The following is a 24730-nucleotide window of genomic DNA, read 5'->3' as shown; positions in this document are numbered from 1 at the left end:
CGCGTCCCGAATGTCAGCGGAGTACCGGGTCCTGTTATCGGTGCGACTTCTCTATCGGTGTGACTTCGGGTCGAGCGCGTCACGGGCACCGTCGCCGACGAGGTTGAAGACGACGACGATGAGCGCCAGCAGCGCACCCGGCAGGAAGAAGTACGTCGGATCGGCGCTGGTGTAGCTGACCGAGTCGGCGAGGATGTTGCCCAGCGTCGGCGTGGGCGGCTTGATGCCGACGCCGAGGAAGTTGAAGGCGGCCTCGGCCGAGATGTAGGCCGGGACCAGCAGGGTGACGTACACGAGGACGGGCGCCCAGACGTTGGGCAGCACCTCCTTGAAGTACAGCCGGGGGCGCGAGGCGCCGAGCAGGCGGGCGGCCTCGATGAACTCCCGCTCGCGGATCGAGAGCACCTGGCCGCGCACGACGCGCGCGACCGGAGGCCAGCCGAAGACCGCCAGGATCGCGATCACGAACAGGCCGTTGGAGAGGTCGGCGCCGGCGAGGAAGCCGAGACCGGGGAAGTCGGAGACGTCCCTGCGCAGCATCAGCACCACCGGGCCGGCCAGCGCCAGCAGCATCATGGTCTGGGGGAAGGAGAGCGTCAGGTCGATGATCCGCCCGACGACCGCGTCGACGAAGCCGCCGGAGAAGCCGGCGACGATGCCGAGCACGGCGCCGATGATGACGGTGAGGATGGTGCCGGTCAGGGCGATGCTCAGCGAGGACGTGATCGCGAGCATCAGCCGCGACAGCAGGTCGCGGCCGGTGCCGGGGTCGACGCCGAAGGGGTGGTCCCAGCTGACGCCGCCGAATCGGCCCTCGGGGGCGACGCCGTCGTCGGAGAGCAGCTCCTGGTGCAGATCGTTGGGGTGCAGGACGCCGAAGGCCACCAGGAACGGCGCGAGGATCGCGGCGAGGATGATGAGCACCGACAGGACGAACGAGATCATCGACAGCTTGTCGGCCCGGAACCGGGCGATGGCCAGCTGGGTCGGCGACCGGCCGGCGACCTTGACGACGGCGTCGTCGTCCTCCACCGGCGTCTCGGTCTCGTGGACCTCCAGCTCGGAGCCCGGGATCGTCATCTTCACCTCGTAGCCGTGCCTCACAGATGTGACGCGAGCCGCAGGGCTACGCGCCGTCCGCGACATTAGGCGCACTAGGTGCGCCAAAGCGATAGCGGCGCGGTAACGGTTTGGTCTCGGCGCCCGGCAAACCGTCCGGTGAGGGTGCCCTCAGACGCTGGTTTCCTCCGCCGGACGGGCGTCCACACCGGCTTCCTTCCGCTGCTCCGGGGTGATCGGAGCGGGTGCGGCGGTGAGGGGGTCGTAGCCGCCGCCGGTCTTCGGGAAGGCGATGACATCGCGGATGGAGTCGGTCCCGGCCAGCAGGGCGACCACGCGGTCCCAGCCGAACGCGATGCCGCCGTGCGGCGGGGCGCCGTACTTGAACGCCTCGAGCAGGAATCCGAACTTCTCCTCGGCCTCCTCCTGCCCGATGCCCATCACCTCGAAGACCCGCTTCTGGACGTCCTCGCGGTGGATACGGATCGATCCCCCGCCGATCTCGTTGCCGTTGCAGACGATGTCGTAGGCCCAGGCCAGCGCGCTGCCGGGGTCGGTGTCGAAGGAGTCCAGGTCCTGCGGGCTGGTGAAGGCGTGGTGGACCGCGGTCCAGGCTCCCCCGCCGACGGCCACGTCGCCGGCGGCCGTGGCCTCGTCGGCCGGCTCGAAGAGCGGCGCGTCGACGACCCACAGGAAGCTCCAGGCGTCCTCGTCGAGCAGGCCGGTACGGCGCCCGATCTCCAGGCGCGCGGCGCCGAGCAGGGCCCGGCTGGACCTCACCGCGCCGGCCGCGAAGAAGACGCAGTCGCCGGGCTTCGCGCCCACGTGGTCGGCCAGGCCGGCGCGCTCCTCGTCGGTGAGGTTCTTGGCGACCGGGCCGCCGAGCTCCCCGTCGTCGGTCACCAGGACGTAGGCGAGGCCGCGCGCGCCCCGCTGCTTGGCCCACTCCTGCCAGGCGTCGAGCTGCTTGCGCGGCTGGCTCGCCCCGCCCGGCATCACGACGGCGCCGACGTACGGCGCCTGGAACACCCGGAAAGGGGTGTCCTTGAAGTAGTCGGTGCACTCGACGAGCTCCAGGCCCATCCGCAGGTCGGGCTTGTCGGAGCCGTACCGGGCCATCGCCTCGGCGTACGTCATCCGCGGCAGGGGCAGCTCGACGTCGACGCCGATCAGTCGCCAGAGCGCGGCGACGATCTCCTCGCCGAGGGCGATCACGTCGTCCTGGGTCACGAAGCTCATCTCGATGTCGAGCTGGGTGAACTCGGGCTGGCGGTCGGCGCGGAAGTCCTCGTCGCGGTAGCAGCGCGCGATCTGGTAGTAGCGCTCCATGCCGGCGACCATGAGCAGCTGCTTGAACAGCTGGGGGCTCTGCGGGAGGGCGTACCAGCTGCCGGGCTGGAGGCGCGCGGGGACCAGGAAGTCGCGGGCGCCCTCGGGGGTGCTGCGGGTCAGGGTCGGCGTCTCGATCTCGACGAAGTCGTGGGCGGCCAGGACGTCGCGGGCGGCCCTGTTGACGTCGCTGCGCAGCCGGATCGCGTTGCCCGGCGCGGTACGACGCAGGTCGAGGTAGCGGTGCTTGAGGCGCACCTCCTCCCCCACGTCGACGTGGTCGCTGATCGGGAACGGCAGCGGCGCGGCGGCGCTGAGCACCTCGACGCCCTCGCTCCCGGGGCGGCCACGACCTCGATCTCGCCGGTGGGCAGGTTGGGGTTGGTGTTGCCCTCGAGGCGGGCGACGACCTCGCCGGTCACCTTGAGGCAGTACTCCGCGCGCAGGCTGTGGGCGACCGCCTCGTCGCGGATCACCACCTGCACGACGCCGCTGGCGTCGCGCAGGTCGATGAAGGCCACACCGCCGTGATCGCGCCGGTTGGCCACCCACCCGGCGAGGGTGACGGTGTTGCCGACGTGCTCGGCGCGGAGTGCGCCGGCGTCCTGGTTGCGGATCACGAGGGGTTCCCTTCGGTGTTGCTGTCTTCGGTGGTGACGACCTGCGGGCGCAGGTCCTGGGTCGGAGGCTGCCACGTCGCCGGATCAGCGGCGACCTGGTGCCCGGAGCGGATGTCCTTGACCTCGCCGCTGCCGTCGGCCTGGGTGAACCAGACGTACGGGATGCCGCGGCGCTCCGCGTGGCGGATCTGCTTGCCGAACTTGGCGGCGCTGGGCGCGACCTCGCACGGGATCCCGTTGCCGCGCAGGGCGGTGGCGACGGCGTCGGCGGCGGCCCGGGTCCCCTCGTCGGTGACCGCCACCAGCACGACGCTCGGCACCGAGCGGTCGGAGGTGAGCACGCCGCGCTGGATCAGGGTGACGAGGAGCCGGCTCAGGCCGAGGGAGATGCCGACGCCCGGGTACGTCGTGCGGCCGTCGGAGGCCAGGGCGTCGTACCGGCCTCCGGAGCAGATCGAGCCCAGCGACTCGTAGCCGTCGAGGCGGGTCTCGAAGACCGTGCCGGTGTAGTAGTCCAGGCCCCGGGCGATGGACAGGTCCGCCTCGATCCGGGTCCGCTCGGTGGCGAGCGGGGCGCAGGCGCGGACCAGGGTCGCGAGCTCGTCGAGGCCCTCGTCGAGCAGGTCGCTCTCGACGCCCAGCGCGCGCACCTGCGCGACGAAGGAGTCGTCGGTGGTCCGGATGGTCGCGAGCGCGAGCGCCTTGTCGGCCTGCTCGCCGGTGATGCCGGCCTCGTCCAGCAGCAGCTCGCGGACCTTCTCGGGGGGCAGCTTGTCGAGCTTGTCGACCAGGCGCATCACCTCGTCGATGCCCTCGGCCGTGATGCCGAGGCCGGCGTAGAACCCCTGGATCAGCTTGCGGTTGTTGACCTGCAGGCGGAAGCCGGGCAGGAAGGTGAGCCGGCTGAGCGCCTCGAGCATGACCCGGGCGATCTCGACGTCGTGGTGGAAGGGCAGGGTGTCGCGTCCGACGATGTCGATGTCGGCCTGGGTGAACTCGCGGAACCGGCCCTCCTGCGGGCGCTCGCCGCGCCAGACCTTCTGGATCTGGTAGCGGCGGAACGGGAACTCCAGCTTGCCGGCGTTCTCCAGGACGTAGCGGGCGAACGGGACGGTGAGGTCGAAGTGGAGGCCGATCCCCTTGTCGCGTGCCGTGTCCTCCTCCTGGAGGCGGCGCAGGACGTAGACCTCCTTGGAGGTGTCGCCCTTGCGGAGCAGCTGGTCGAGGGGCTCGACGGCGCGGGTCTCGACGTTGGCGAACCCGTGCAGCTCGAAGGTGCGGGCGAGGGTCGCGACGACCTGCTGCTCGACGTACCGCTGGGCAGGGAGCAGCTCGGGGAAGCCGCTGAGCGGCGTGGGCTTGGCCATCGTCAGAGTCCTCGGGTGACTCGGCCGGCGCCGTTGCCGGCGTCGGAGTCGGAGTCGAGCAGGTCGAGCAGGAACGGGTTGGTCGCGCGCTCGCGGCCGATCGAGGTCTGCTCGCCGTGGCCGGGCAGGACGACGATGTCGTCGGCCAGCGGGAGCACCTTGGTGGCCAGGGAGCGGAGCATCTTCGCGTGGTCGCCGCCGGGCAGGTCGGTGCGCCCGATCGAGCCCTGGAACAGCAGGTCGCCGGAGAACATCACCTCGGAGATGTCCTGGGCGGCGGGGTCGTCCCAGGGGGTGCGGAAGGCGACCGACCCCTCGGTGTGGCCGGGCGTGTGGTCGACGACGAAGGTGAGGCCGGCCAGGGCGAGGCGGGCGCCGTCGGTCAGCTCCGCGACGTCGTCGGGCTCGGTGAACTCGTAGTCGCCGCCGAGCAGCATGCCCGCCGACTCCCGGGAGAGGCCGGCCATCGGGTCGGTCAGCAGGTGCCGGTCGTCCGGATGGATCCACGCGGTCGCGTCGTACGTCCCGGCGACGGGGGTCACCGACCACATGTGGTCGACATGACCATGGGTCAGCAGCACGGCCACGGGCTTGAGCCGGTGCTCGCGGACGACCTCGTCGACGCCGGGCGCGGCGTCCTTGCCCGGGTCGATCACGACGCACTCGGCACCCGGTGCCGTGGCCGCGACGTAGCAGTTGGTGCCCCACGGCCCGGCGGGGAAAGCGGCGATCAGCACCGGGCAAGCCTAACGACCGCGTCGGCTTTGATTAGCATGGCCCACTGTGACTACCTCCGACTGGGGCCGCGTCGGCGACGACGGCACCGTCTACGTGAAGACGACCGACGGCGAGCGGGCGGTCGGGCAGATGCCCGACGCGACGCCCGAGGAGGCCCTGGCCTTCTACACCAAGCGGTACGACAACCTCTCGCTCGAGGTGGACCTGCTCCACCAACGGGTGCTGACCGGCGTGCTCTCGCCCGAGGAGGCGACCGCCTCGGTCAAGCTCGTCCGCGAGCAGCTCGTCGACGTCCACGCCGTCGGAGACATCGCCGCCCTGGTCCGCAAGCTCGACGAGCTCGGCCCGGTCATCGCCACCCAGCGCGACGCCCGCCGCGCCGCCAAGGCCCAGCGGGTCGCCGATGCGCGCCAGGCCAAGGAGAAGCTGGCCACGGAGGCGGAGCGGATCGCCGGCGGCCGCGACTGGCGCGGTGGCGCCAACCGGCTGCGCGAGCTCCTCGACGAGTGGAAGCAGCTCCCCCGCATCGACAAGGCCGCCGACGACGAGCTGTGGCGGCGCTTCTCGTCCGCGCGGTCGGCGTACACGAAGGCCCGCAAGGCGCACTTCGCCGAGCAGGACGAGAAGCGCGAGGGCGCCCGCGTCATCAAGGAGCGGCTGGCCGCGGAGGCCGAGGCGCTCGCCTCGTCGACCGAGTGGGGCCCGACGTCGGGCCGCTATCGCGACCTGATGCGCGAGTGGAAGGCCGCCGGCCCCGCCCCCAAGGCGGTCGACGACGAGCTCTGGCGCCGCTTCCGCGGCGCCCAGGACACCTTCTTCGGCGCCCGCGACGCCGCCAACGCCGCCCTGGACTCGGAGTTCGCGGCCAACGCCGTGGTGAAGGAGCAGCTGCTCGTCGAGGCCGAGGCCGTCGTCGCCGAGCTGCAGTCCTCCGGCGACGTCGCGGCGGCCAAGGCGGCCTTCCGGGCCGTCGCCGACAAGTGGGACGAGGCCGGCAAGGTCCCCCGCGACCGGATCAAGGACCTCGAGGGCCGGATGCGCGCCGTCGAGCAGACCATCCGCAAGGCCGAGGACGACCAGTGGCGTCGTACCGACCCGGAGAAGTCCGCCCGCGCCGACGACATGGTCTCCAAGCTCGAAGCCGCCATCGCCGAGACCGAGGCCAAGCTCGACGCCGCCCGCGCCCGCGGTGACGACAAGCGGGTCCGCGAGCTGGAGGAGAACCTCGAGGGCCGCCGGTCGTTCCTCGAGATGGCCAGGAAGGCGTCTGCCGACTACCGCTGAGCCGGGTTGGTGGGCGCTGCTGCATGGATCCCCGGACATCCGGGGATCCATGCGCTTGTCAGGGGTTGCAACACCTGACAAGCGCATGCATTGCCCGTCGCGCGGGACTGGTGTTGCGCCTGTGACTACCGTCGGCCTCTCGCCACCGCGACGGATGCGATGACAGACCGAATGCGCCGCTCGAGCTGAACCGGGTCGGCCAGGTCGGCCCAGGTGATCCGGACACAGCGCCATCCGGTCAGCTCGGCGATCCGGCTCTCGCGCTTCTTCTCGCGGACGACGGCATCGACGACGCTCTCGCCCTCGCGGCGGAACTTGAGGTACTTCTCCTTGCCGTCGAACTCGATCCAGACCCCGAGATCGGGAAAGGCGAAGTCGAGGTAGGCGAAGATCAGCGGGCCGTCGTAGACCTCGAACTGTGGCTCGGGCGACGGGAAGTGGTGCCTCCACAGGAACCAGAACGTACGGCTCTCCCCCACTGACTCGACCCGAGGATCTCCGAGACGAAGGATCAGGTCGGTCGACAAGGACTTGGGCCAGTGGTCCATGCCCTCCTCGTAGCGAGCGCGGATCTGGCCCGGGGTGAAGTCGCCTCGGTGGAGGAAGTGGTTGAGTACGACGAGTCCGGCCTCGGCCGTCGCCATGGTCGCCACCTCGAGTGCTGCCCGCATCGGCGCCGAGACCTGCAGGTCGCCGACAGCGACGACATCGCCGTCGAGCAGCACGCCTCGATGCTGCTTGATGCCGGCCTCGCGGCGACCGGCCCTACCGTCCCTGCGCGTCGTGTGTACCTCGTCGAGCGGTACGCCCCAGGTCGGCCCCGTCAGGAACGGCAGCGCGGAGGCGTGACTCGCCACAGCGTCCGCGCACGCTTGACGCAGCACTGCACGCACCCGGATTGCGTAGCGCTCCTCCCGCGTCAGGCCCCGCCAGAGCGGGCCATCGACGTACGCACCACGACGTGGCTTGGCCAACGTCCCGGCCTTCACGGCGCAGGCGAGGCTCCGATCGGTGTGACCGAGGGTCAGCAGCTCCTTGCGCAGCGCGACGTCGGTCATGCAGGGATGTTGGGGGTCCATGAACATGCGGACCCACTTCCCGAAGCACACCCGAGTCGACACCTGGCGTCTTCCAGGCTGTGGATACGAGCGTGAATCATCTGCTCCGTCGTGCAATTCATGCACTTGTCAGGGGTTGCAACACCTGACAAGCGCATGGATCCCCGGACATCCGGGGATCCATGCACAGCAGCGGCGCGCGGTCGGCGCCGGCTACTGCGTGACGCGGTAGGCGTCGAACACCCCGGGGACGGAGCGGACGGCGCTGAGGACCGTGTCGAGGTGCTTGGCGTCGGCCATCTCGAAGCTGAACCGGGACTTGGCGACCCGGTCGCGGGAGGTGGTGAGGTTGGCGGACAGGATGTTCACGTGGGCGTCGGACAGCACCATGGTGATGTCGGAGAGCAGGCGGGAGCGGTCGAGGGCCTCGACCTGGATGTTGACCAGGAAGGTCGACTGGCCGGTGGGGGCCCACTCGACGTCGACGAGCTTCTCGGGCTGGGCGAGCAGGCTGGCGGCGTTGGTGCAGTCCTTGCGGTGCACCGAGACGCCCCCGCCCTTGGTGACGAAGCCGAGGATCGTGTCGGGGGGCACGGGGGTGCAGCACTTGGCGAGCTTGACCCATACGTCGGGCGATCCGGTGACGATCACGCCGGCGTCGCCGCCGGTGGCGCGCCGCGGGCGGCCACGGCGGCCGGTGATGGTGACGGCCTCGGCGAGGTCCTCCTGGGCCCCCTCGTCGCCGCCGTGGAGCTCGATCACCTTGCGTACGACGGTCTGGGCGCCGAGGTTGCCCTCGCCGACGGCGGCGTAGAGCGCGGTGACGTCGGCGAGCCGGAAGGCGGAGGCGGCCAGGGTCAGCGAGTCGTGGGAGAGCAGCCGCTTGAGGGGCAGGCCCTCCTTGCGCATCAGCTTGGCGATCTCGTCCTTGCCGCGCTCGATCGCCTCCTCGCGCCGCTCCTTGGTGAACCACTGGCGGATCTTGGATCGGGCGCGCTGGGACTTCACGAAGTTGAGCCAGTCGCGGGAGGGGCCGGCGCCCTCGGCCTTGGAGGTGAAGACCTCGACGACGTCGCCGTTCTCGAGGGTGGACTCGAGCGGCACCAGACGGCCGTTGACGCGGGCCCCGATGGTGCGGTGCCCGACCTCGGTGTGGACGGCGTAGGCGAAGTCGATCGGCGTCGAGCCGGACGGCAGCGCGATCACGTCCCCCCGCGGGGTGAAGACGTAGGTCTCGGTCTGGTTGATCTCGAACCGCAGGGACTCCAGGAACTCGCCGGGGTCCTCGACCTCGCTCTGCCAGTCCAGCAGCTGGCGCACCCAGCTCATGTCGTCGAGGTCGCCGCGCTTGTCGGTGTCGTTGCCGGCGCGGCCGTCCTCCTTGTACTTCCAGTGCGCCGCGACGCCGTACTCCGCGCGCCGGTGCATCGCGAAGGTGCGGATCTGCATCTCCACCGGCTTGCCCTGCGGCCCGATCACGGTGGTGTGCAGCGACTGGTACATGTTGAACTTCGGCATCGCGACGTAGTCCTTGAACCGGCCCAGGACCGGGTTCCACCGCGAGTGCAGGACGCCGAGGACGCCGTAGCAGTCGCGGTCCTCCTCGACCAGGATGCGGATGCCGACCAGGTCGTAGATGTCGGAGAAGTCGCGGCCCCCGACGATCATCTTCTGGTAGATCGAGTAGTAGTGCTTCGGCCGGCCGGTGACGGTGGCCTTGATCTTGGCCTCGCGCAGGTCCTTCTCGACCTGGGAGATCACCTCGGCGAGGAAGGAGTCGCGCGAGGGGGCGCGCTCGGCGACCAGCCGGACGATCTCGTCGTAGATCTTGGGGTGGAGGGTCGCGAAGGCGAGGTCCTCGAGCTCCCACTTGATGGTGTTCATGCCGAGCCGGTGGGCCAGCGGGGCGTAGATGTCGAGGGTCTCGCGCGCCTTGCGCTCCTGGGTGGACTGCTTGACGAAGCGCAGCGTGCGCATGTTGTGGAGCCGGTCGGCGAGCTTGATGACCAGCACCCGGATGTCGCGCGACATCGCCACGATCATCTTGCGGATCGTCTCGGCGTTGGCGGACTCGCCGTAGACGACCTTGTCGAGCTTCGTCACGCCGTCCACGAGCCGGGCGACCTCGTCACCGAAGTCGCGGCGACACTCCTCCAGCGTGTACGGCGTGTCCTCGACCGTGTCGTGCAGCAGCGCGGCCACCAGCGTCGGCTCGGTCATGCCGATGCCCGCGAGGATCGTGGTCACGGCGAGCGGGTGGGTGATGTAGGGGTCGCCGCTCTTGCGCTTCTGCTCGGCGTGCAGGCGCTCGGCGGTGACGTAGGCGCGCTCGAGGAGCTGGAGGTCGGCCTTCGGGTGGTTGGCGCGCACCGCGCGGAACAGCGGCTCGAGGACCGGGTTGGACACCTGCCCCCGGCTGCCCATCCGCGCCAGCCGCGCGCGGACGCCCCGCCCGCCGCCCGGCTCGCTCGGCACCGGGGCAGGCACGGACGACACCCGCGACGGAACGCGGGGTGTCGTGCTCTCCTCGGTCATTGCGCCAGTCTAGGGCGCACCCCCGACTGCCGGGGAACGACCTCAGACGGTCAGCAGCGAGCTGACGGGTACGTCGCCCAGGGCGCTGCGGCCGCCGAGGAAGCCCAGCTCCATCAGCACCGCGAAGCCGGCCGGCTCCGCGCCGCACCGGCGGACCAGCTCGCAGGTGGCGCCGGCGGTGCCGCCGGTGGCGAGCACGTCGTCGACCAGCAGCACCCGGTCCCCCGCCGCGACGGCGTCCCGGTGCAGCTCGAGCACCGCCTCGCCGTACTCCAGGGCGTAGTCGACCTGGTGCGTGTCGTGGGGCAGCTTGCCGGCCTTGCGGACCGGCGCGAAGCCCACGCCGAGGGCCAGCGCGACGGGGGCCGCGAGGATGAACCCGCGGGCCTCCATGCCGACGACCTTGTCGACCACGACCTCGCCGCGGTCGTCGCGCCCCGTGGCGGCCAGCGCCCGCACGACCGCGCCGAAGCCGGCCGCGTCGGCCAGCAGCGGCGTGATGTCCTTGAACACGATGCCCGGCTCCGGGAAGTCCGGGATGTCGCGGACCAGCCGGGTCAGGGCGTCGACCGCGCTGTCACGGACGTCGCGATCGGCCACGGTCTACTTCTTGCCGCGCTTGGACCGCGCCTGCCGGACCGGCTGCCGGCGCCCCGAGCTGCCGCTGTCGCTGACCGGGCGGCTGCTGGCGGGCACCACGCGGCCCTTGCCGGCGGCGTCCGTGTTCGGAGTGGTACGCCGAGGGGCCGGCGCGTCGTCGTCGGGCTCGACCTCGATCTCGAACTCCTCGTCGAGCAGCTCGTCCGGGATCGCGTCCGGGTCCGCGTCGCGGCGGCCGCCGGCGGGGACCTCCTCGGTGAAGGCGGGCACGGAGGCGTACCGGTCGGCGAGCGCACGCTGCTTCGCCTTCGCCCGGCGGGCCTGGATCTGCGTCTCGCTCTCCTGCATCTTCAGGTGGACCAGCACGCGGGGCGCGAGCATGACCGAGGAGTAGACGCCGACCGCCATGCCGACGAACTGCGCGAGCGCCAGGTCCTGCAGGGAGCTGGCGCCCAGCTGGACCGCCGTGACGTAGAGGATCGAGCCGATCGGGATGAGCGCGACGATCGAGGTGTTGATCGAGCGCACCAGCGTCTGGTTGACGGCGAGGTTGGCGGCGTCGGCGTACGACTGGGTGTTCTTGCGCAGGACAGTGGTGTTCTCCTTGACCTTGTCGAAGACGACCACCGTGTCGTAGAGCGAGAACCCGAGGATCGCGAGCACGCCGGTCACGGCGGCCGGGGTCACCTGGAACCCGGACAGCGCGTAGATCCCGACGGTGAGGACGACGTCGTGGATCAGCGCGATGAGCGCGCCGACCGACATCCGCCACTCGCGGAAGTAGGCCCAGATGAACAGCACGACGAGGACGAGGAAGATCGCGACGCCGAGCAGGGCGCGCTTGGCGACCTCCTGGCCCCAGCTCGGGCCGATGTCCTGGATGGACAGGTCTCCCTCGTCGACCTGCGGGAACGTCTCGTGCACCAACGCGGTGATCTCGTCGCGCTGCTGCTCGGTGAGGTTCTCGACCTGGATCGTCAGCGACGAGTCGCCCGCCGTGGTGACGATCGGGTTCCCGGCGTTCTCGATCCCCGAGTCGGCCACCGTCTCCTGGAGCTCGTCCGCCGCGTCCTGGGTGGCGTTGCCCGAGCCGACCGGCACGGACACGGTCGTGCCGCCGGTGAACTCGACGCCCATGTTGAGCGGCTTGATGAACAGCACGAGCACCGCGGCGGACACCAGGACCGCCGAGATGGCGTAGAACAGCCAGGGCCGGCCGACGAAGTCGATCGACTTGCGGCCCTGGTACAGGTCGTTGCCGAGACGCGACATCTTGCCCATCAGGCGTCACCTCCCGCGACGGCGGTACGACGGGAGGGCGTGACGTCCATGCCCAGCGTCTCCTTGCTCAGGCCGGACAGCTTGTGCCCGGAGTTGAAGGCCTTGAACTGCGCGAGCCAGGACACCAGTGGCTTGGTGAACCAGAACAGCACCGCGAGGTCGATCAGCGTGGTCAGCCCGAGCGCGAAGCCGAAGCCCTTCACCGCGCCGGTGGCGAAGATGTAGAGCACCAGCGCCGACAGGATCTGCACCGTGTTGGCCGCGATCCGGGTGACCCGCGCACGGGCCCAGCCCGTCTCGACCGCGACCCGCATCGACTTGCCCTCGCGCATCTCGTCGCGGATCCGCTCGAAGAAGATGACGAACGAGTCCGCGGTGATGCCGACCGCGATGATGAGTCCCGCGATGCCCGGCAGGGTCAGCGTGAAGCCGGCGGTCTTGCTCAGCAGCAGCACCATGGCGTAGGTGATGCCGGCCGCCACGAACAACGAGCTGACCACCACCAGGCCGAGGCCGCGGTAGTAGAAGAGGCAGTAGAGCATGACCAGCACCAGGCCGATCGCGCCCGCGGTGAGGCCGGCGGAGAGCTGGTTGCCGGCCAGCGACGGTCCGATCTCCTCGACGGAGGTCTGCTCGTCGTTGAACTTGATGGGCAGCGCGCCGAACTTGAGGCTGTTGGCCAGGTCGAGCGCCTGCTGCTCGGTGAAGTCGCCCTCGATCTGGGAGCGGCCGTCGGTGATGACGCTGTTCATCACCGGGTAGGTCAGCACCTGGCTGTCCAGGACGACCGCGAACTGCTCGTCGGTGCCGGCGAAGGCCCGGGACACCGCCTCGAAGTCGTCGGAGGCGCCGGCGGAGCCCTTCGGGTGGGCACGGTCCTTGCTGTTGCCCATCTCGATGGCGACGACCCAGCCGACGCCGTTCTGCGGGGTCTGCGCGCTGGCGTCGTTGAGCTCGGTGCCCTCGACCACGGAGCGGCTCAGCAGGAACTTGATGACACCGGTGTCGCGCTCGGGCGACGAGCACGCCACGAGCGGCTGGTCCGGGTCGTCCGGCAGGTCGGCCGGGTTGCCCTCGGCGTCGACCAGGACGCCCTGGGCGTCGCAGGTGTAGGAGTTGAACGCCGTGATCGCGTCCTGGTCGGGACTGCGCGACCAGGCGATGTCGTCCTGGACGGTCCACTTCTCGCCGTCGCCGGCCGGGTCGGTCTGGGTGGGCGTCTCCGGCGAGGCCTCGTCGGTCGGGTCGGCCGGGATGTCGGTCGGGTCCGCCGGCGCATCCGTCGGGTCGGCGGGCGTCTCCGTGGCGTCGTCGGCCGGCGCGTCCGGGGAGTCGGTGGCGGCGGCGGTCGGGTCGTCCTCGGCCAGCGAGAGCGGCGCGCGGCCCAGGTTGAGGTCGTCGGTCGCGCTGCCGCAGGAGGCGGGGCGGACGTCGGAGCAGGCGACCAGGCGGAAGCGCAGCTGCGCCTGCCGCTTGACGGTCTCCTCGAGCTGCCCGCGGTTCTTGGTCTTGCCCGGGACCTCGACGACGATATTGCGGCCGCCCTGCGTGGTGACCGCCGCCTCGGCGACGCCGGAGCCGTTGACGCGCTGGTCGATGATCCGGCGGGCCTCGTCGAGGTTCTCCTTGCTGGGCGCCTTGTCGGCGGTCAGCGTGATCCGGGTGCCGCCCTGCAGGTCGAGGCCGAGCGCGGGGCGCCACGGCGTCTCCGGCTCCTCGACCCCGGCCTGCGAGAGCGCGGTGAGGCCGTAGAGCACGGCGAGGCCGACGAAGAAGACGATCAGGTTGCGCCCGGGGCGCGGACGGCGGGCCGCCATGGCTCAGCGCTCCTCTTCGTCGTCGAGGCGAGGCTCGGAGCCCTCCGGAGCCGGCTCGGCCTCGGGCGCAGGCTCGGGCGCGGGCTCGCGGCGCACCGACGCCACGGCACCGCGCACGACCCGGATCACGACGCCGGGGGCGATCTCGAGCTCGACGTACTCGTCCGTCGAGCCGATGATCGTCCCGTAGATGCCGGACGTCAGCATCACGTCGTCGCCCACGGCGAGCGCCGCCTGCAGGGCGGCGGCCTGCTTGCGCTGGCGCGAGGCGGGGCGGATGATCAGCAGCCAGAAGATGGCCGCGATCGCCACGATCGGCAGCAGGGACAGCGCGTCGTTCACAGAGAAACCTCTCGAAAGGGCAGGGACGGACACCGCAGGACGAAGCCGTCCCCGGGACCGACGGGCAAGTGTAGCCACGGACCCTGACGAGATGCTGATCGGCGGGAGGTTCAGTCCTCGAAGAGGGTCGGCCCGGTCTCGTCGTACGGCAGCGCCGGCGGCGTGAGCCCGAGGTGGGTCCAGGCTGCCGGGGTCGCGATCCGGCCGCGCGGGGTCCGGGCGAGGAACCCGTTGCGGACCAGGAAGGGCTCGGCGACCTCCTCGACGGTCTCGCGCTCCTCGCCCACCGCGACGGCGAGCGTGGAGACGCCGACCGGGCCGCCGCCGAAGCGACGGCACAGGGCGTCGAGGACGGCCCGGTCGAGCCGGTCGAGCCCCAGCTCGTCGACCTCGTAGAGATCGAGCGCGGCCTGGGCGACGGTGCTGGTGACGACGCCGTCGGCACGCACCTGGGCGTAGTCGCGGACCCGGCGCAGCAGCCGGTTGGCGATCCGGGGGGTGCCGCGCGAGCGGCCGGCGATCTCCGCGGAGCCGTCGGGGGCGAGGTCGACGCCCAGCAGGTCGGCGGAGCGCCGCACGATCCGGTCGAGCTCCTCGGGCTCGTAGAACTCCAGGTGCGCGGTGAACCCGAACCGGTCGCGCAGCGGCCCCGGCAGCAGGCCGGCCCGGGTGGTCGCGCCGACCAGGGTGAAGGACGGCAGCTCGAGCGGGATGGCGGTGGCGCCCGGCCCCTTGCCGATCACGACGTCGACGCGGAAGTCCTCCATCGCGAGGTAGAGCATCTCCTCGGCCGGCCGCGACATCCGGTGGATCTCGTCGACGAAGAGCACCTCGCCCTCGTTGAGCCCGGACAGGATCGCGGCGAGGTCGCCGGCGTGGGTGATCGCGGGGCCGCTGGTCAGCCGCAGCGGGGCGCTCATCTCGTGGGAGATGATCATCGCCAGCGTGGTCTTGCCGAGCCCGGGCGGGCCGGAGAGCAGCACGTGGTCGGGTGCCCTCCCCCGCTGCCGCGCAGCCTCCAGGACCAGGCCGAGCTGGTCGCGGACCCGGGCCTGGCCGACGACCTCGTCGAGGCTGCGCGGCCGCAGCGCGGCCTCGACGGCCCGCTCGTCGCCCTCGGCCTCCGCGGCGGTCAGCGACTGGAGGTGGACCTCCTCCGCGGCCTCCAGGTCGTCCTCGTGGAAGGGCATGGGTCAGCGTCCCTCAGGCCTTGGACAGCGTGCGGAGGGCGGCCCTCAGCAACGCGCGTACGTCGGGAGCCGCGCCCGCCTCGCCGGCGACCGCGTCGACCGCCTTGTCGGCGTCCTTGGCGTTGTAGCCGAGCCCGACCAGTCCCTGGTGGACCTGGTCGCGCCAGGCGGCCTCGGCGGGGCCTGCGCCCGAGCTCGTCGTACCGGTGGGCGCGCCGATGCGGTCCTTGAGCTCCAGGATGATCCGCTGCGCCCCCTTCTGGCCGATGCCGGGGACCTTGGTGAGCGTGCGCACGTCCTCGGTGGCGATCGCGGTGCGCACGCCGTCGGGCGAGAGCACCGCCACGATGGCCTGGGCGAGCTTGGGCCCCACGCCGGAGGCGGTCTGGACCAGCTCGAAGATCGTCTTCTCCTCCTCGTCCGCGAAGCCGAACAGGGTGAGCGAGTCCTCGCGCACGACCATGCTGGTCGGCAGCGTGGCCGTGGCGCCGGTGCGCAGCTGGGCGAGCGTGCCGGGGGTGCACATCAGCTCCAGCCCGACTCCCCCGACCTCGACCACGGCGCTGGTGAGGGTGAGCGCGGCGACATTGCCACGGACGAACGCGATCATCGAGCCTTCCTTCCGGCGGCCGCGAGGGCCGCCTCGATCCGGGCCTGGGAGCCGCCGCGCCAGATGTGGGTGATCGCCAGCGCGAGCGCGTCGGCGGCGTCGGCGGGCTTGGGCATCGCGTCCAGGCGCAGGATGCGGGTGACCATGGCCCCGACCTGGGCCTTGTCGGCGCGGCCGTTGCCGGACACCGCGGCCTTCACCTCGCTCGGGGTGTGCAGCGCGACCGGCAGGCCGCGGCGCGCGGCGCAGACCATGGCGATCCCGGCCGCCTGGGCGGTGCCCATGATCGTGCTGACGTCGGAACGGGCGAAGATCCGCTCGATCGCCACGGCGTCGGGGGCATGCTCGTCGAGGCGGGCCTCGATGCCCTTCTCGATGAAGACCAGGCGTTCGGGCACCGACCACGCCGAGGGCGTGCGGACCACGCCGACGTCGACCAGGCCCAGCGGTCGGCCGATCGAGCCCTCGACCACGCCGAGCCCGCAGCGGGTCAGCCCCGGGTCGATCCCGAGCACGCGCACGTCGTCACCTTCCGTCCGAACATGTGTTCGTACGAACGCTAGACCACCGGCCCAGCACGACGGACGCGACACGCCCGGCGGCGTACCTCACTCCTCGATCTGGTCCAGGACCTCGTCGGGGATGTCGGCGTTGGAGAAGACGTTCTGCACGTCGTCGAGGTCGTCGACCGCGTCGACCAGCTTGAACACCTTGCCCGCGGCTCCCGGGTCGGCGACCGGGATGTCCATCGTCGCGACGAACTGCACCTCGGCGGAGTCGTAGTCGATCCCGGCCTCCTGCAGCGCCGTGCGGACCGCCACCACGTCGGTGGCCTCGGACTGGACCTCGAAGCTCTCGCCGAGGTCGTTGACCTCCTCGGCGCCGGCGTCGAGGGTGGCCTCGAGGACGTCGTCCTCGGAGACCTCCTTGTCCTCCTGCTGCTTGGTGACGACCACGACGCCCTTGCGGTGGAACAGCCGGGACACCGAGCCGGGGTCGGCCATGGTGCCGCCGTTGCGGGTGACCGCGGTGCGGACCTCCATCGCGGCGCGGTTGCGGTTGTCGGTGAGGCACTCGACGAGGACCGCGACGCCCTGGGGGCCGTAGACCTCGTACATGATCGTCTCGTAGTCGACGCCGCCGCCCTCGAGCCCGCCGCCGCGCTTGACCGCGGAGTCGATGTTCTTGTTGGGCACCGACTGCTTCTTGGCCTTCTGGATGGCGTCGTAGAGCGTCGGGTTGCCGGAGGGGTCGGGGCCACCCATCTTCGCGGCGATCTCGATGTTCTTGATCAGCTTCGCGAAGAGCTTGCCGCGCTTGGCGTCGATCGCGGCCTTCTTGTGCTTGGTGGTCGCCCACTTGGAGTGGCCAGACATCAGTCCCTCTGTCTCTATGTGCGGGCCGGCACCACCCCGGGCGCCGCCACACCGCTCTGCTCGGTGCCGGCCGTGGATTCTACCCGTGGCCACACGAAGAGCGCGTCCACCCAGCGGTGTCGCCGCAGACGGACCAGCAGCGCCCCCGTCGCGAGTGGTACGACGACGGCCACCGCCACCGTCGCCCGCGGATCGGTCACGCCCGCCTCGCGGGCCAGCCGCACGGCGTACACCATGACGATCAGGTGGCAGGCGTAGTAGACGATCGACTGGCGGCCGACGGACGCCAGCACGCCCCACCGGACCCGGGCGATCCGTCCCGCCATCGTGGGCGGCACGCGGGGGCCGACGACCCGCGCGACGAGGTCGCCGACGAGGAACCAGCCGGCGAGCGTGACGAACCGGCTCAGGTCGGTCGGCTCCAGCGCCCCGCCGAGGAGCACCAGCGCGGGGCCGGCGGCGGTGCGCAGCCGGCCCGGCAGCGGCGTGGCGAGCACGTGGTAGCAGAACAGGAAGGCGAGGAACCACAGGTAGCTCGTCGGGTCGTAGACCAGCCGGCGCAGGAGACCCGGCGGCAGCGGCTCGCCCGCCGCGAGCGCGTCGGCCGCCAGGTGGGCGACGTCGAGCAGGGTCCAGACCGCGTAGGGCCACAGGATGGCCCGCACCTTGCCGGTCAGGTGGCGCCGGGCGCCCCGGGACAGCGAGCGGGCCAGGAGCATGCCGGAGAGGGTCATCAGCAGCGGCATCCGGTAGGGCTCGAGCGCCTGGTTGACCGCGGCCAGCCACGGCAGCGGGCCGGCGGTGAGCTCCGCGTGGAGAAGCACGACCGCCACGACCGTGACGCCCCGCAGCCCGTCCATCCACTGCTGGCGCACCTGCCGACGATGACGCGCCGCGGCATCGCCCCGGCGACCTCGGCGCGAACGCCGGCTGAACTCCGCTCAGCCCCCGAGCAGACCGAGGAAGACCCGGTGCACCCGGCCGTCGCCGTCGACCTCCGGGTGGAAGGACGTCGCCATCAGGTGCCCCTGGCGTACGGCGACCGGGTGGCCCGCCGCCTCGGCGAGCACCTCGACGCCGGGGCCGGTCCGCTCGACCCACGGCGCGCGGATGAACACCGCGTGCACCGGCTCGGCCAGGCCCGCGAACGGCAGGTCGGCCTCGAAGGAGTCGACCTGCCGGCCGAAGGCGTTGCGCCGCACCGTCACGTCGAGCCCGCCGATCGTCTCCTGGTCGGCCGTGCCGCCCTCGATCCGGTCGGCCAGCAGGATCATCCCCGCGCAGGTGCCGAAGGTCGGCATGCCGTCCCGGACGCGCTCGCGCAGCGGCTCGAGGAGCTCGAAGGTCCGGGCCAGCTTGGCCATCGTGGTCGACTCCCCGCCGGGCAGCACGAGGCCGTCGCAGCGCTCGAGCTCGGCCGGGCGTCGTACCGGGAACGCGTCGGCGCCGAGCGCGGTGAGGACCTGCAGGTGCTCGCGGACGTCGCCCTGGAGCGCGAAGACGCCGACGGACGGCGCCGTCGTCACCAGCCGCGCTCGGAGAGACGATGCGGCTGCGGCAGCTCCTCCACGTTGATGCCGACCATCGCCTCGCCCAGGCCGCGGGAGACCTTCGCGACCACGTCGGGGTCGTCGAAGAAGGTCGTGGCCTTCACGATCGCCTCGGCCCGCTGGGCCGGGTTGCCCGACTTGAAGATGCCCGAGCCGACGAACACGCCCTCGGCGCCCAGCTGCATCATCATCGCCGCGTCCGCCGGGGTCGCGATGCCACCGGCGGTGAACAGCACGACGGGCAGCTTGCCGGTCCGCGCGACCTCGGCCACCAGGTCGTACGGCGCCTGGAGCTCCTTCGCGGCGACGTACAACTCGTCCCCACCCGACCCGGCCAGCGAGCCGAGCCGGCGGATCTCGCCCCGGATCGTGCGCATGTGGGTGACCGCGTTGGACACATCACCCGTGCCGGCCTCGCCCTTGGAGCGGATCATCGCCGCCCCCTCGGTGATCCGGCGCAGCGCCTCACCCAGGTTGGTCGCACCGCACACGAACGGCACCGTGAAGGCCCACTTGTCGATGTGGTGGGCGTAGTCGGCCGGGGTCAGCACCTCGGACTCGTCGATGTAGTCCACACCCAGCGACTGCAGCACCTGCGCCTCGGCGAAGTGCCCGATCCGGGCCTTGGCCATCACCGGGATCGAGACGGCCTCGATGATCCCGTCGATCATGTCGGGGTCGCTCATCCGCGACACCCCACCCTGGGCACGGATGTCCGCAGGGACCCGCTCCAGCGCCATCACGGCCACCGCGCCGGCGTCCTCGGCGATCTTCGCCTGCTCCGGGGTGACCACGTCCATGATGACGCCACCCTTGAGCATCTCGGCCATGCCGCGCTTGACCCGGGTGGTGCCGTGCTCCTGCTGCTCGCTCATGGCCTCGATTCTACGGCCGCGGGCGGGTCCGCTACGCCGGGGTCTCCCCCTCGGACGGGCCCTCCCCCGCGGCCTCCGCTGCGAGCGCCTGCCGGCGTACCTTCAGGACCCGGAAGACGACCGTGTAGGTGCTGGCGAGGGCGAGCGCCCAGAGCGTGACGTACATGAGGATCGGGAGGTCGAACAGCGCCCCGAGGCCGGTCATCACGAGGATCGAGACGAGCCGGTCGGCGCGCTCGGCGATGCCGCCCTTGGCGTCCATGCCGAGGGACTCCGCGCGGGCCCGGGCGTAGGAGGTGACCGAGCCCATCACCAGGCACCACAGCGTGACGCAGAGGTAGAGGTAGCTGTCGCCCTGGTCCTTGCCGGTGCCGGCGAAGTAGAGCGCGAGGCCGCCGAAGATCGCGCCGTCGCCGATCCGGTCGAGGGTGGAGTCCCAGAAGGCGCCGAACTTCGAGACCCGCCCGGTCTCGCGCGCCATCCGGCCGTCGATCAGGTCGCTGAACACGAAGGCGGTGATGAACAGGACGCCGATGAGCAGCTCGCCCTGCGGGAAGAAGATCAGGGCGCCGGCGCTGACGCCGAGGGTGCCGACCAGGGTCACCGCGTCCGGGCTGATGCCCAGCCGGATGAACAGCCGCACCACGGGGTGCAGCACGGTCCCGGCCCAGAACTCCTTGAAGCGATCCAACACGGGTCAGGAACCTACTACTGCCAGGCGCTCGCCAGCAGATCGCGGGTCTCGCCCAGCAGCTGCGGGAGGGTCTTGGTGCCGCCGATGACGGTCATGAAGTTCGCGTCGCCCGACCAGCGGGGCACGACGTGCTGGTGCAGGTGGCCCGACAGCGAGCCGCCCGCCGCGCCGCCGAGGTTGAGCCCGACGTTGAAGGCGTGCGGCTGCGCGACCGAGCGGATCGTCCGCAGCGCCGCCTTGGTCAGCGCGGTCACCTCGTCGGTCTCCTCGTCGTCGAGGTCGAGGTAGTCGGCGACGTGGCGGTAGGGCAGCACCATGAGGTGCCCGGGGTTGTAGGGGTAGAGGTTGAGCACGACGTACGCCGTGCGGCCGCGGAGGACGACCAGCTCGTCGTCGGTCGAGGTGGCGGGGTCCGCGGTGATCCGGCAGAACGGGCAGGCCGGACGCGGGTCGGCGTGGGCGGGCTCGGCGGCAGGGTCGTCGGCCTCGCCGCGGACGTAGGCCATCCGGTGCGGCGTCCAGAGGCGCTCGAGCCCGTCGGGGCCGGTGCTCATGCCTCGCCCTCACCGCCGGCGTCGCCATCGGCGTGCCCCAGCGCCTGGAGCAGGTCGGCGACCGGCAGGTCGGGCAGGTTGAGGCCGCGGGAGAGCGCCATGCCGTTGATCTGCAGCCAGATCGACTCCGACAGGATGCTGATGCAGGCCTCGATCCCGGGCTCGCGCACCTCGCGCTCGAGCCAGCGGCGGACGGCGGCGAAGACGGCGCCGATCATGCCGAAGACCCACGGGTCCAGGGCCGCACGGTCGTCGTCGGTGAGCTCGACGCCCATCGCCGCGACCACGATCGCCATGATCCCCTCGATCCCCTCCGCGACCTGCTCGACCGCCTGGCTGAGCGGGCTGGGCCCCCAGCCGGCGAGGTCGCGCTCGGCGAACCAGTACAGCGTCGGGTGCGCCTCGGCCCAGCGGATGAAGCTGCCGACGATGCGGTGGATGATCTGGTCCGGCGTGCCGTCGTACGACAGCGCGGGGAGCAGCTCGCCGCCGACGTGCTCGCAGATCTGGCGCTGCACCGCCCGGTCGAGGTCCGAGCGGTCCTCGAAGTGGCGGTAGATGACGGTGCGGCTCATCCCGGCCTCGTCGGCCACCGCCTGGACCTGGAACTCCTCACCGGGGGCCTGGCGCTCCAAGACGGCGATCGCGGCGTCGATGATCACCTGGCGGCGCACCTGGTTGTGCTCCTGCCAGCGTCTCCGGCGCCCGTCGAGCGGCTCGGCGTCCACACCCTCCGCGCTCGAGGTCATGAGCAAACCCTCTCACGTCCGGTCGGGAGCACGCGCGCGGTCACGAGAACCGGTGGAACCAGCGGCCGAGATCGGCGGCGATCCCGGGGCAGGTGATGTTCTGGTCGCGCTCCTGCTCCACCCACTGTCCCATGACCGCCGGGCCGCCCTGGATGGACCAGTCGGGGCCGCAGCGGTTGAGCGCCTCGGCGCGCGAGGTCTGGCCGGCCGCGCGCCACTCCGGTACGCCGCCCAGGCCGAGGTCGCCGACCACGCGGCGGTAGAGGGCGGGCGTGGAGTAGACCCCGATCCGGAAGCCGGCGTCGGTGTAGCCCCGCGCGACGCCCTCGATGACCGCGGCGTTGGCCTGCAGGTCGTCGCTCCAGTCGAACTTCGGCACCGGCTCGATGTCGATCCACACGATCGGGCTGAGGAGGCCGACCTGGCCCATGGTGCCGACGTTGAAGCGGGCCTGCTGGTAGCCGACGTTGCGGAGCTTCCCGAGCCGGTCCGTCGCGGCGTAGGGACCGTCGGCGCCGTACTTCTGCAGGGTGGCCTTGCTGGGGTAGCTCGACACGGCGTAGACCGACACGAGCACGTCGTTGTCCTTCGCCCAGCGGACCTGGTCGGCCAGGCAGGGGTTGGGGGTGAAGCCGGGACCGTTGGTGAGCCCGAGGACGACGTACTCCGCCTCGGGCAGCGGCATCGGCATCCCGAGCCCCTGCTTCTCCGGGATCCCCGTGCCGGGCGGGCACTGTGGCCAGCTCACGTCGCCGCCGAGCACCTCGCCGTCGCGGGGGGCGATGTCGCTGGTCGGCTTGCCGTTCTCGCGGGCGAGGTTCTCGGCCCGCTTGGCCAGGTCGCTGGCGTCGGCCCCCGGGTCGCCCGCGTCGCCCGCGGGTGCGCCGGGGTCGGCGACGTCGGTCGCGGTCGGCGTGCTGACCGGTGGGCGCGGCGGCGCGCCGGACGGCGTCGACCCGCCGCAGCCGGCCAGCGTCGCCGTGGCGAGCAGCAGCGTGGCGGCGCACCCCATGAGCGCCCGGTGCATGGCTCAGACCTGCTCCCTGCTGGCGACTGCGGCGACGACGCGCTCGATCGCCTCGGCGACGGGTACGCCGTTGTCCTGGCGGCCGTCGCGGTAGCGGAAGCTCACCGCGCCCGCCTCGACGTCCTGGTCGCCGGCGATGACCATGAACGGCACCTTCTGCAGCTGGGCGTTGCGGATCTTCTTCTGCATCCGGTCGTCGGACTCGTCGATCTCCACCCGGATCCCGTGCTCCTCGAGCTGCGCGGCGACCTCGTGGAGATAGTCGACGTGCCGCTCCGCGACCGGGATGCCCTGCACCTGGACCGGGGCCAGCCACGGAGGGAAGGCGCCGGCGTAGTGCTCGACGAGGACGCCCATGAAGCGCTCGATGGAGCCGAACTTCGCCGAGTGGATCATCACCGGCTGCTGCCGGCTGCCGTCGGCGGCGACGTACTCCAGGTCGAAGCGGTCGGGCGAGGGCTGGTTGAAGTCGTACTGCACCGTGCCCATCTGCCAGGTGCGGCCGATGGCGTCCTTGGCCTGCACCGAGATCTTCGGGCCGTAGTACGCCGCGCCGCCCGGGTCGGGGACGAGCTCCAGGCCGGTCGCCAGTGCCACGTCCTCGAGCACCTGGGTGGCGATCGCCCAGTCCTCGTCGGAGCCGATGAACTTGTCCTTGGAGTCGTCGCGGGTCGACAGCTCGAGGTAGAAGTCGTCGATCCCGAAGTCGCGCAGCAGGCTGAGCATGAAGTTGAGCAGGTGCTCCACCTCGGCCGGCGCCTGCTCGGGGGTGACATAGGAGTGGGAGTCGTCCTGGGCGAAGCCGCGCACCCGGGTCAGGCCGTGGATCACGCCGGACTTCTCGTGGCGGTAGACGTGCCCGAACTCGAAGAGCCGCAGCGGCAGCTCGCGGTAGGAGCGCTGCCGGGAGCGGTAGATGAGGTTGTGCATCGGGCAGTTCATCGCCTTGAGGCGGTACTCCATGCCGTCGACGTCGAGCGCGGGGTACATCCCCTCGCCGTAGTAGGGCAGGTGGCCGGAGGTGTAGAACAGCCCCTCCTTGGCGATGTGGGGCGTGCCGACGTACTCGAAGCCCTCGGCGATGTGCCGCTCGCGGACGTAGTCCTCCATCGCCCGCTTGATCACGCCGCCCTTGGGGTGGAAGACGGGCAGGCCGGAGCCGATCTCGTCGGGGAAGGAGAACAGGTCGAGCTCGCGGCCGAGCTTGCGGTGGTCGCGGCGCTCGGCCTCCTCCAGGCGGTGGAGGTAGGCGTCGAGCTCGTCCTTGCTCGGCCAGGCGGTGCCGTAGATGCGCTGGAGCTGCTTGTTCCTCTCGTCCCCGCGCCAGTACGCCGCCGCGCTGCGCATCAGCTTGAACGCCGGGATCCGCTTGGTGGTCGGCAGGTGCGGGCCGCGGCAGAGGTCCTTCCAGGCGACCTCGCCGTTGCGGTTGACGTTGTCGTAGATGGTCAGCTCGCCCGCGCCGACCTCGGCGGAGGCGCCCTCGGCCGCCTCGCTCGCGTTGCCCTTGAGGCCGATCAGCTCGACCTTGTAGGGCTCGTCGGCCAGCTCGACCAGCGCGTCCTCGTCGGTGGTGACCCGCCGGTCGAAGCGCTGGTTCTCCTTGATGATCTTGCGCATCGCGGTCTCGAGCCTGACGAGGTCCTCGGGCACGAACGGGGTCTCGACGTCGAAGTCGTAGTAGAAGCCGTCCTGGATCGGCGGGCCGATGCCGAGCCTCGCGTCCGGGAACACCTGCTGCACGGCCTGCGCCAGCACGTGCGCGGTCGAGTGCCGCAGGATGTCGAGCCCGTCGGGGCTGTCGATCGCCACGCCCTCCACCTCGTCGCCGTCGACCAGCTCGTAGGAGAGGTCCTTCAGCTCCCCGCCCACGCGGGCGGCGATCACGTCGGCGTCGTCGCGGAACAGCTCCCAGGCCCTGGTGCCCTCCGTGACCGTCTCCTCCTGGCGCGCGTCAGGGACGAGGACGGCGACCTTGATGTCGGACACGGATGGACTCCTCGGGTGGTTCGTGGCGGCGGCGCGGCCGGGCGGGCGCACCGGGTCACGATCGTACCGAGGCGACCGGCGCCGGC

Annotated in this window: 22 protein-coding genes and 1 pseudogene; 1 reads left to right on the top strand and 22 read right to left on the bottom strand. The window is 71.4% G+C overall.

The features are described from left to right. Positions 1–51 precede the first annotated feature (51 nt). The 4 genes and pseudogenes from FIV44_RS28180 to FIV44_RS28165 form a co-directional block, all read right to left on the bottom strand. Positions 52–1104, bottom strand: a complete 1053-nt coding sequence (locus FIV44_RS28180; RefSeq protein ID WP_246086667.1) for an ABC transporter permease — start codon at positions 1102–1104, stop codon at positions 52–54. 126 nt (positions 1105–1230) lie between these two features. Continuing rightward, positions 1231–3008 (bottom strand): annotated as a pseudogene (gene aspS, locus FIV44_RS28175) (aspartate--tRNA ligase). Further along, positions 3005–4375: a histidine--tRNA ligase gene (hisS, locus tag FIV44_RS28170; protein ID WP_141007334.1), complete on the bottom strand. Its 1371-nt coding sequence runs from the start codon at positions 4373–4375 to the stop codon at positions 3005–3007. Before hisS ends, aspS begins: the two are co-directional and overlap by 4 nt. Positions 4376–4377: 2 nt before the next feature. Next, positions 4378–5112 carry an MBL fold metallo-hydrolase gene (locus FIV44_RS28165; protein WP_141007333.1) on the bottom strand — a complete coding sequence of 245 codons (735 nt, stop codon included), beginning with the start codon at positions 5110–5112 and terminating at the stop codon, positions 4378–4380. 46 nt (positions 5113–5158) lie between these two features. On the opposite strand from FIV44_RS28165, the gene FIV44_RS28160 reads away from it, so the two are divergent. Beyond that, positions 5159–6397 (top strand): DUF349 domain-containing protein, encoded by a 1239-nt coding sequence (locus FIV44_RS28160; protein WP_141007332.1) that lies wholly within the window; start codon positions 5159–5161, stop codon positions 6395–6397. A 125-nt stretch (positions 6398–6522) separates the two neighbouring features. On the opposite strand, the gene FIV44_RS28155 is transcribed toward FIV44_RS28160, so the two are convergent. From FIV44_RS28155 to thrS, 18 genes are all read right to left on the bottom strand, one after another. Continuing rightward, positions 6523–7455, bottom strand: coding sequence for a hypothetical protein (locus FIV44_RS28155; protein WP_141007331.1), 933 nt, complete (start codon positions 7453–7455; stop codon positions 6523–6525). A 213-nt stretch (positions 7456–7668) separates the two neighbouring features. Further along, complete coding sequence (locus FIV44_RS28150) at positions 7669–9990, bottom strand: RelA/SpoT family protein (protein WP_141007330.1); 2322 nt, start codon at positions 9988–9990, stop codon at positions 7669–7671. A 42-nt stretch (positions 9991–10032) separates the two neighbouring features. Further along, the gene (locus tag FIV44_RS28145; RefSeq protein WP_181410876.1) at positions 10033–10590 is read right to left on the bottom strand and encodes an adenine phosphoribosyltransferase; all 558 of its coding nucleotides are present in this window, start codon (positions 10588–10590) and stop codon (positions 10033–10035) included. A 3-nt stretch (positions 10591–10593) separates the two neighbouring features. Next, positions 10594–11871 (bottom strand): protein translocase subunit SecF, encoded by a 1278-nt coding sequence (secF, locus tag FIV44_RS28140; RefSeq protein WP_141007329.1) that lies wholly within the window; start codon positions 11869–11871, stop codon positions 10594–10596. Continuing rightward, entirely contained in the window at positions 11871–13688 is a 1818-nt protein-coding gene (gene secD, locus FIV44_RS28135) for a protein translocase subunit SecD (protein ID WP_141007328.1), read from the bottom strand. The genes secF and secD overlap by 1 nt, the downstream gene beginning before the upstream one ends. A gap of 3 nt (positions 13689–13691) precedes the next feature. After that, on the bottom strand, positions 13692–14030 hold the full coding sequence (gene yajC / locus FIV44_RS30945) for a preprotein translocase subunit YajC (protein WP_181410875.1): 339 nt from the start codon (positions 14028–14030) through the stop codon (positions 13692–13694). Between the two features lie 110 nt (positions 14031–14140). After that, positions 14141–15220 (bottom strand): Holliday junction branch migration DNA helicase RuvB, encoded by a 1080-nt coding sequence (gene ruvB / locus FIV44_RS28125; RefSeq protein WP_141007326.1) that lies wholly within the window; start codon positions 15218–15220, stop codon positions 14141–14143. Positions 15221–15233: 13 nt separating this feature from the next. Next, positions 15234–15830, bottom strand: a complete 597-nt coding sequence (gene ruvA, locus FIV44_RS28120) for a Holliday junction branch migration protein RuvA (RefSeq protein WP_141007325.1) — start codon at positions 15828–15830, stop codon at positions 15234–15236. Then, the gene (gene ruvC / locus FIV44_RS28115; RefSeq protein ID WP_141007324.1) at positions 15827–16351 is read right to left on the bottom strand and encodes a crossover junction endodeoxyribonuclease RuvC; all 525 of its coding nucleotides are present in this window, start codon (positions 16349–16351) and stop codon (positions 15827–15829) included. The genes ruvA and ruvC overlap by 4 nt, the downstream gene beginning before the upstream one ends. Positions 16352–16438: 87 nt before the next feature. Beyond that, positions 16439–17206 (bottom strand): YebC/PmpR family DNA-binding transcriptional regulator, encoded by a 768-nt coding sequence (locus tag FIV44_RS28110; RefSeq protein ID WP_141007323.1) that lies wholly within the window; start codon positions 17204–17206, stop codon positions 16439–16441. Between the two features lie 14 nt (positions 17207–17220). Beyond that, on the bottom strand, positions 17221–18081 hold the full coding sequence (locus tag FIV44_RS28105; RefSeq protein ID WP_141007322.1) for an acyltransferase family protein: 861 nt from the start codon (positions 18079–18081) through the stop codon (positions 17221–17223). Positions 18082–18147: 66 nt separating this feature from the next. Beyond that, positions 18148–18732, bottom strand: coding sequence for a pyridoxal 5'-phosphate synthase glutaminase subunit PdxT (pdxT, locus tag FIV44_RS28100; protein ID WP_141007321.1), 585 nt, complete (start codon positions 18730–18732; stop codon positions 18148–18150). After that, on the bottom strand, positions 18729–19631 hold the full coding sequence (pdxS, locus tag FIV44_RS28095; protein WP_141007320.1) for a pyridoxal 5'-phosphate synthase lyase subunit PdxS: 903 nt from the start codon (positions 19629–19631) through the stop codon (positions 18729–18731). Before pdxS ends, pdxT begins: the two co-directional genes overlap by 4 nt. 31 nt (positions 19632–19662) lie before the next feature. Further along, complete coding sequence (gene pgsA, locus FIV44_RS28090; RefSeq protein ID WP_141007319.1) at positions 19663–20325, bottom strand: phosphatidylinositol phosphate synthase; 663 nt, start codon at positions 20323–20325, stop codon at positions 19663–19665. 14 nt (positions 20326–20339) lie between these two features. Then, on the bottom strand, positions 20340–20879 hold the full coding sequence (locus tag FIV44_RS28085; protein ID WP_141007318.1) for an HIT family protein: 540 nt from the start codon (positions 20877–20879) through the stop codon (positions 20340–20342). After that, positions 20876–21628, bottom strand: a complete 753-nt coding sequence (locus tag FIV44_RS28080; protein ID WP_141007317.1) for a TetR/AcrR family transcriptional regulator — start codon at positions 21626–21628, stop codon at positions 20876–20878. The genes FIV44_RS28085 and FIV44_RS28080 overlap by 4 nt, the downstream gene beginning before the upstream one ends. Before the next feature lie 40 nt (positions 21629–21668). After that, on the bottom strand, positions 21669–22655 hold the full coding sequence (locus FIV44_RS28075; protein WP_246086666.1) for a glycoside hydrolase family 25 domain-containing protein: 987 nt from the start codon (positions 22653–22655) through the stop codon (positions 21669–21671). A gap of 3 nt (positions 22656–22658) precedes the next feature. Further along, a complete protein-coding gene (gene thrS, locus FIV44_RS28070) occupies positions 22659–24644 on the bottom strand; it encodes a threonine--tRNA ligase (protein ID WP_141007316.1) in 1986 nt (661 codons plus the stop codon). Between the last annotated feature and the right edge of the window lie 86 nt (positions 24645–24730).

The organism is Nocardioides humi (genome assembly GCF_006494775.1).
Taxonomy (GTDB): domain Bacteria; phylum Actinomycetota; class Actinomycetes; order Propionibacteriales; family Nocardioidaceae; genus Nocardioides; species Nocardioides humi.
Note: the sequence above shows the minus strand (reverse complement) of the source record. Positions and strands in the feature narration are given on the sequence as shown.

Excerpts from the sequence above, each read along its gene's own strand:
- hisS (WP_141007334.1), bottom strand. The coding sequence starts at position 4,375 with ATGGCCAAGCCCACGCCGCTCAGCGGCTTCCCCGAGCTGCTCCCTGCC.
- FIV44_RS28155 (WP_141007331.1), bottom strand. The coding sequence starts at position 7,455 with ATGACCGACGTCGCGCTGCGCAAGGAGCTGCTGACCCTCGGTCACACC.
- FIV44_RS28150 (WP_141007330.1), bottom strand. The coding sequence starts at position 9,990 with ATGACCGAGGAGAGCACGACACCCCGCGTTCCGTCGCGGGTGTCGTCC.
- secF (WP_141007329.1), bottom strand. The coding sequence starts at position 11,871 with ATGGGCAAGATGTCGCGTCTCGGCAACGACCTGTACCAGGGCCGCAAG.
- secD (WP_141007328.1), bottom strand. The coding sequence starts at position 13,688 with ATGGCGGCCCGCCGTCCGCGCCCCGGGCGCAACCTGATCGTCTTCTTC.
- ruvB (WP_141007326.1), bottom strand. The coding sequence starts at position 15,220 with ATGCCCTTCCACGAGGACGACCTGGAGGCCGCGGAGGAGGTCCACCTC.
- ruvA (WP_141007325.1), bottom strand. The coding sequence starts at position 15,830 with ATGATCGCGTTCGTCCGTGGCAATGTCGCCGCGCTCACCCTCACCAGC.
- FIV44_RS28110 (WP_141007323.1), bottom strand. The coding sequence starts at position 17,206 with ATGTCTGGCCACTCCAAGTGGGCGACCACCAAGCACAAGAAGGCCGCG.
- pdxS (WP_141007320.1), bottom strand. The coding sequence starts at position 19,631 with ATGAGCGAGCAGCAGGAGCACGGCACCACCCGGGTCAAGCGCGGCATG.
- FIV44_RS28085 (WP_141007318.1), bottom strand. The coding sequence starts at position 20,879 with ATGAGCACCGGCCCCGACGGGCTCGAGCGCCTCTGGACGCCGCACCGG.
- FIV44_RS28080 (WP_141007317.1), bottom strand. The coding sequence starts at position 21,628 with ATGACCTCGAGCGCGGAGGGTGTGGACGCCGAGCCGCTCGACGGGCGC.
- FIV44_RS28075 (WP_246086666.1), bottom strand. The coding sequence starts at position 22,655 with ATGCACCGGGCGCTCATGGGGTGCGCCGCCACGCTGCTGCTCGCCACG.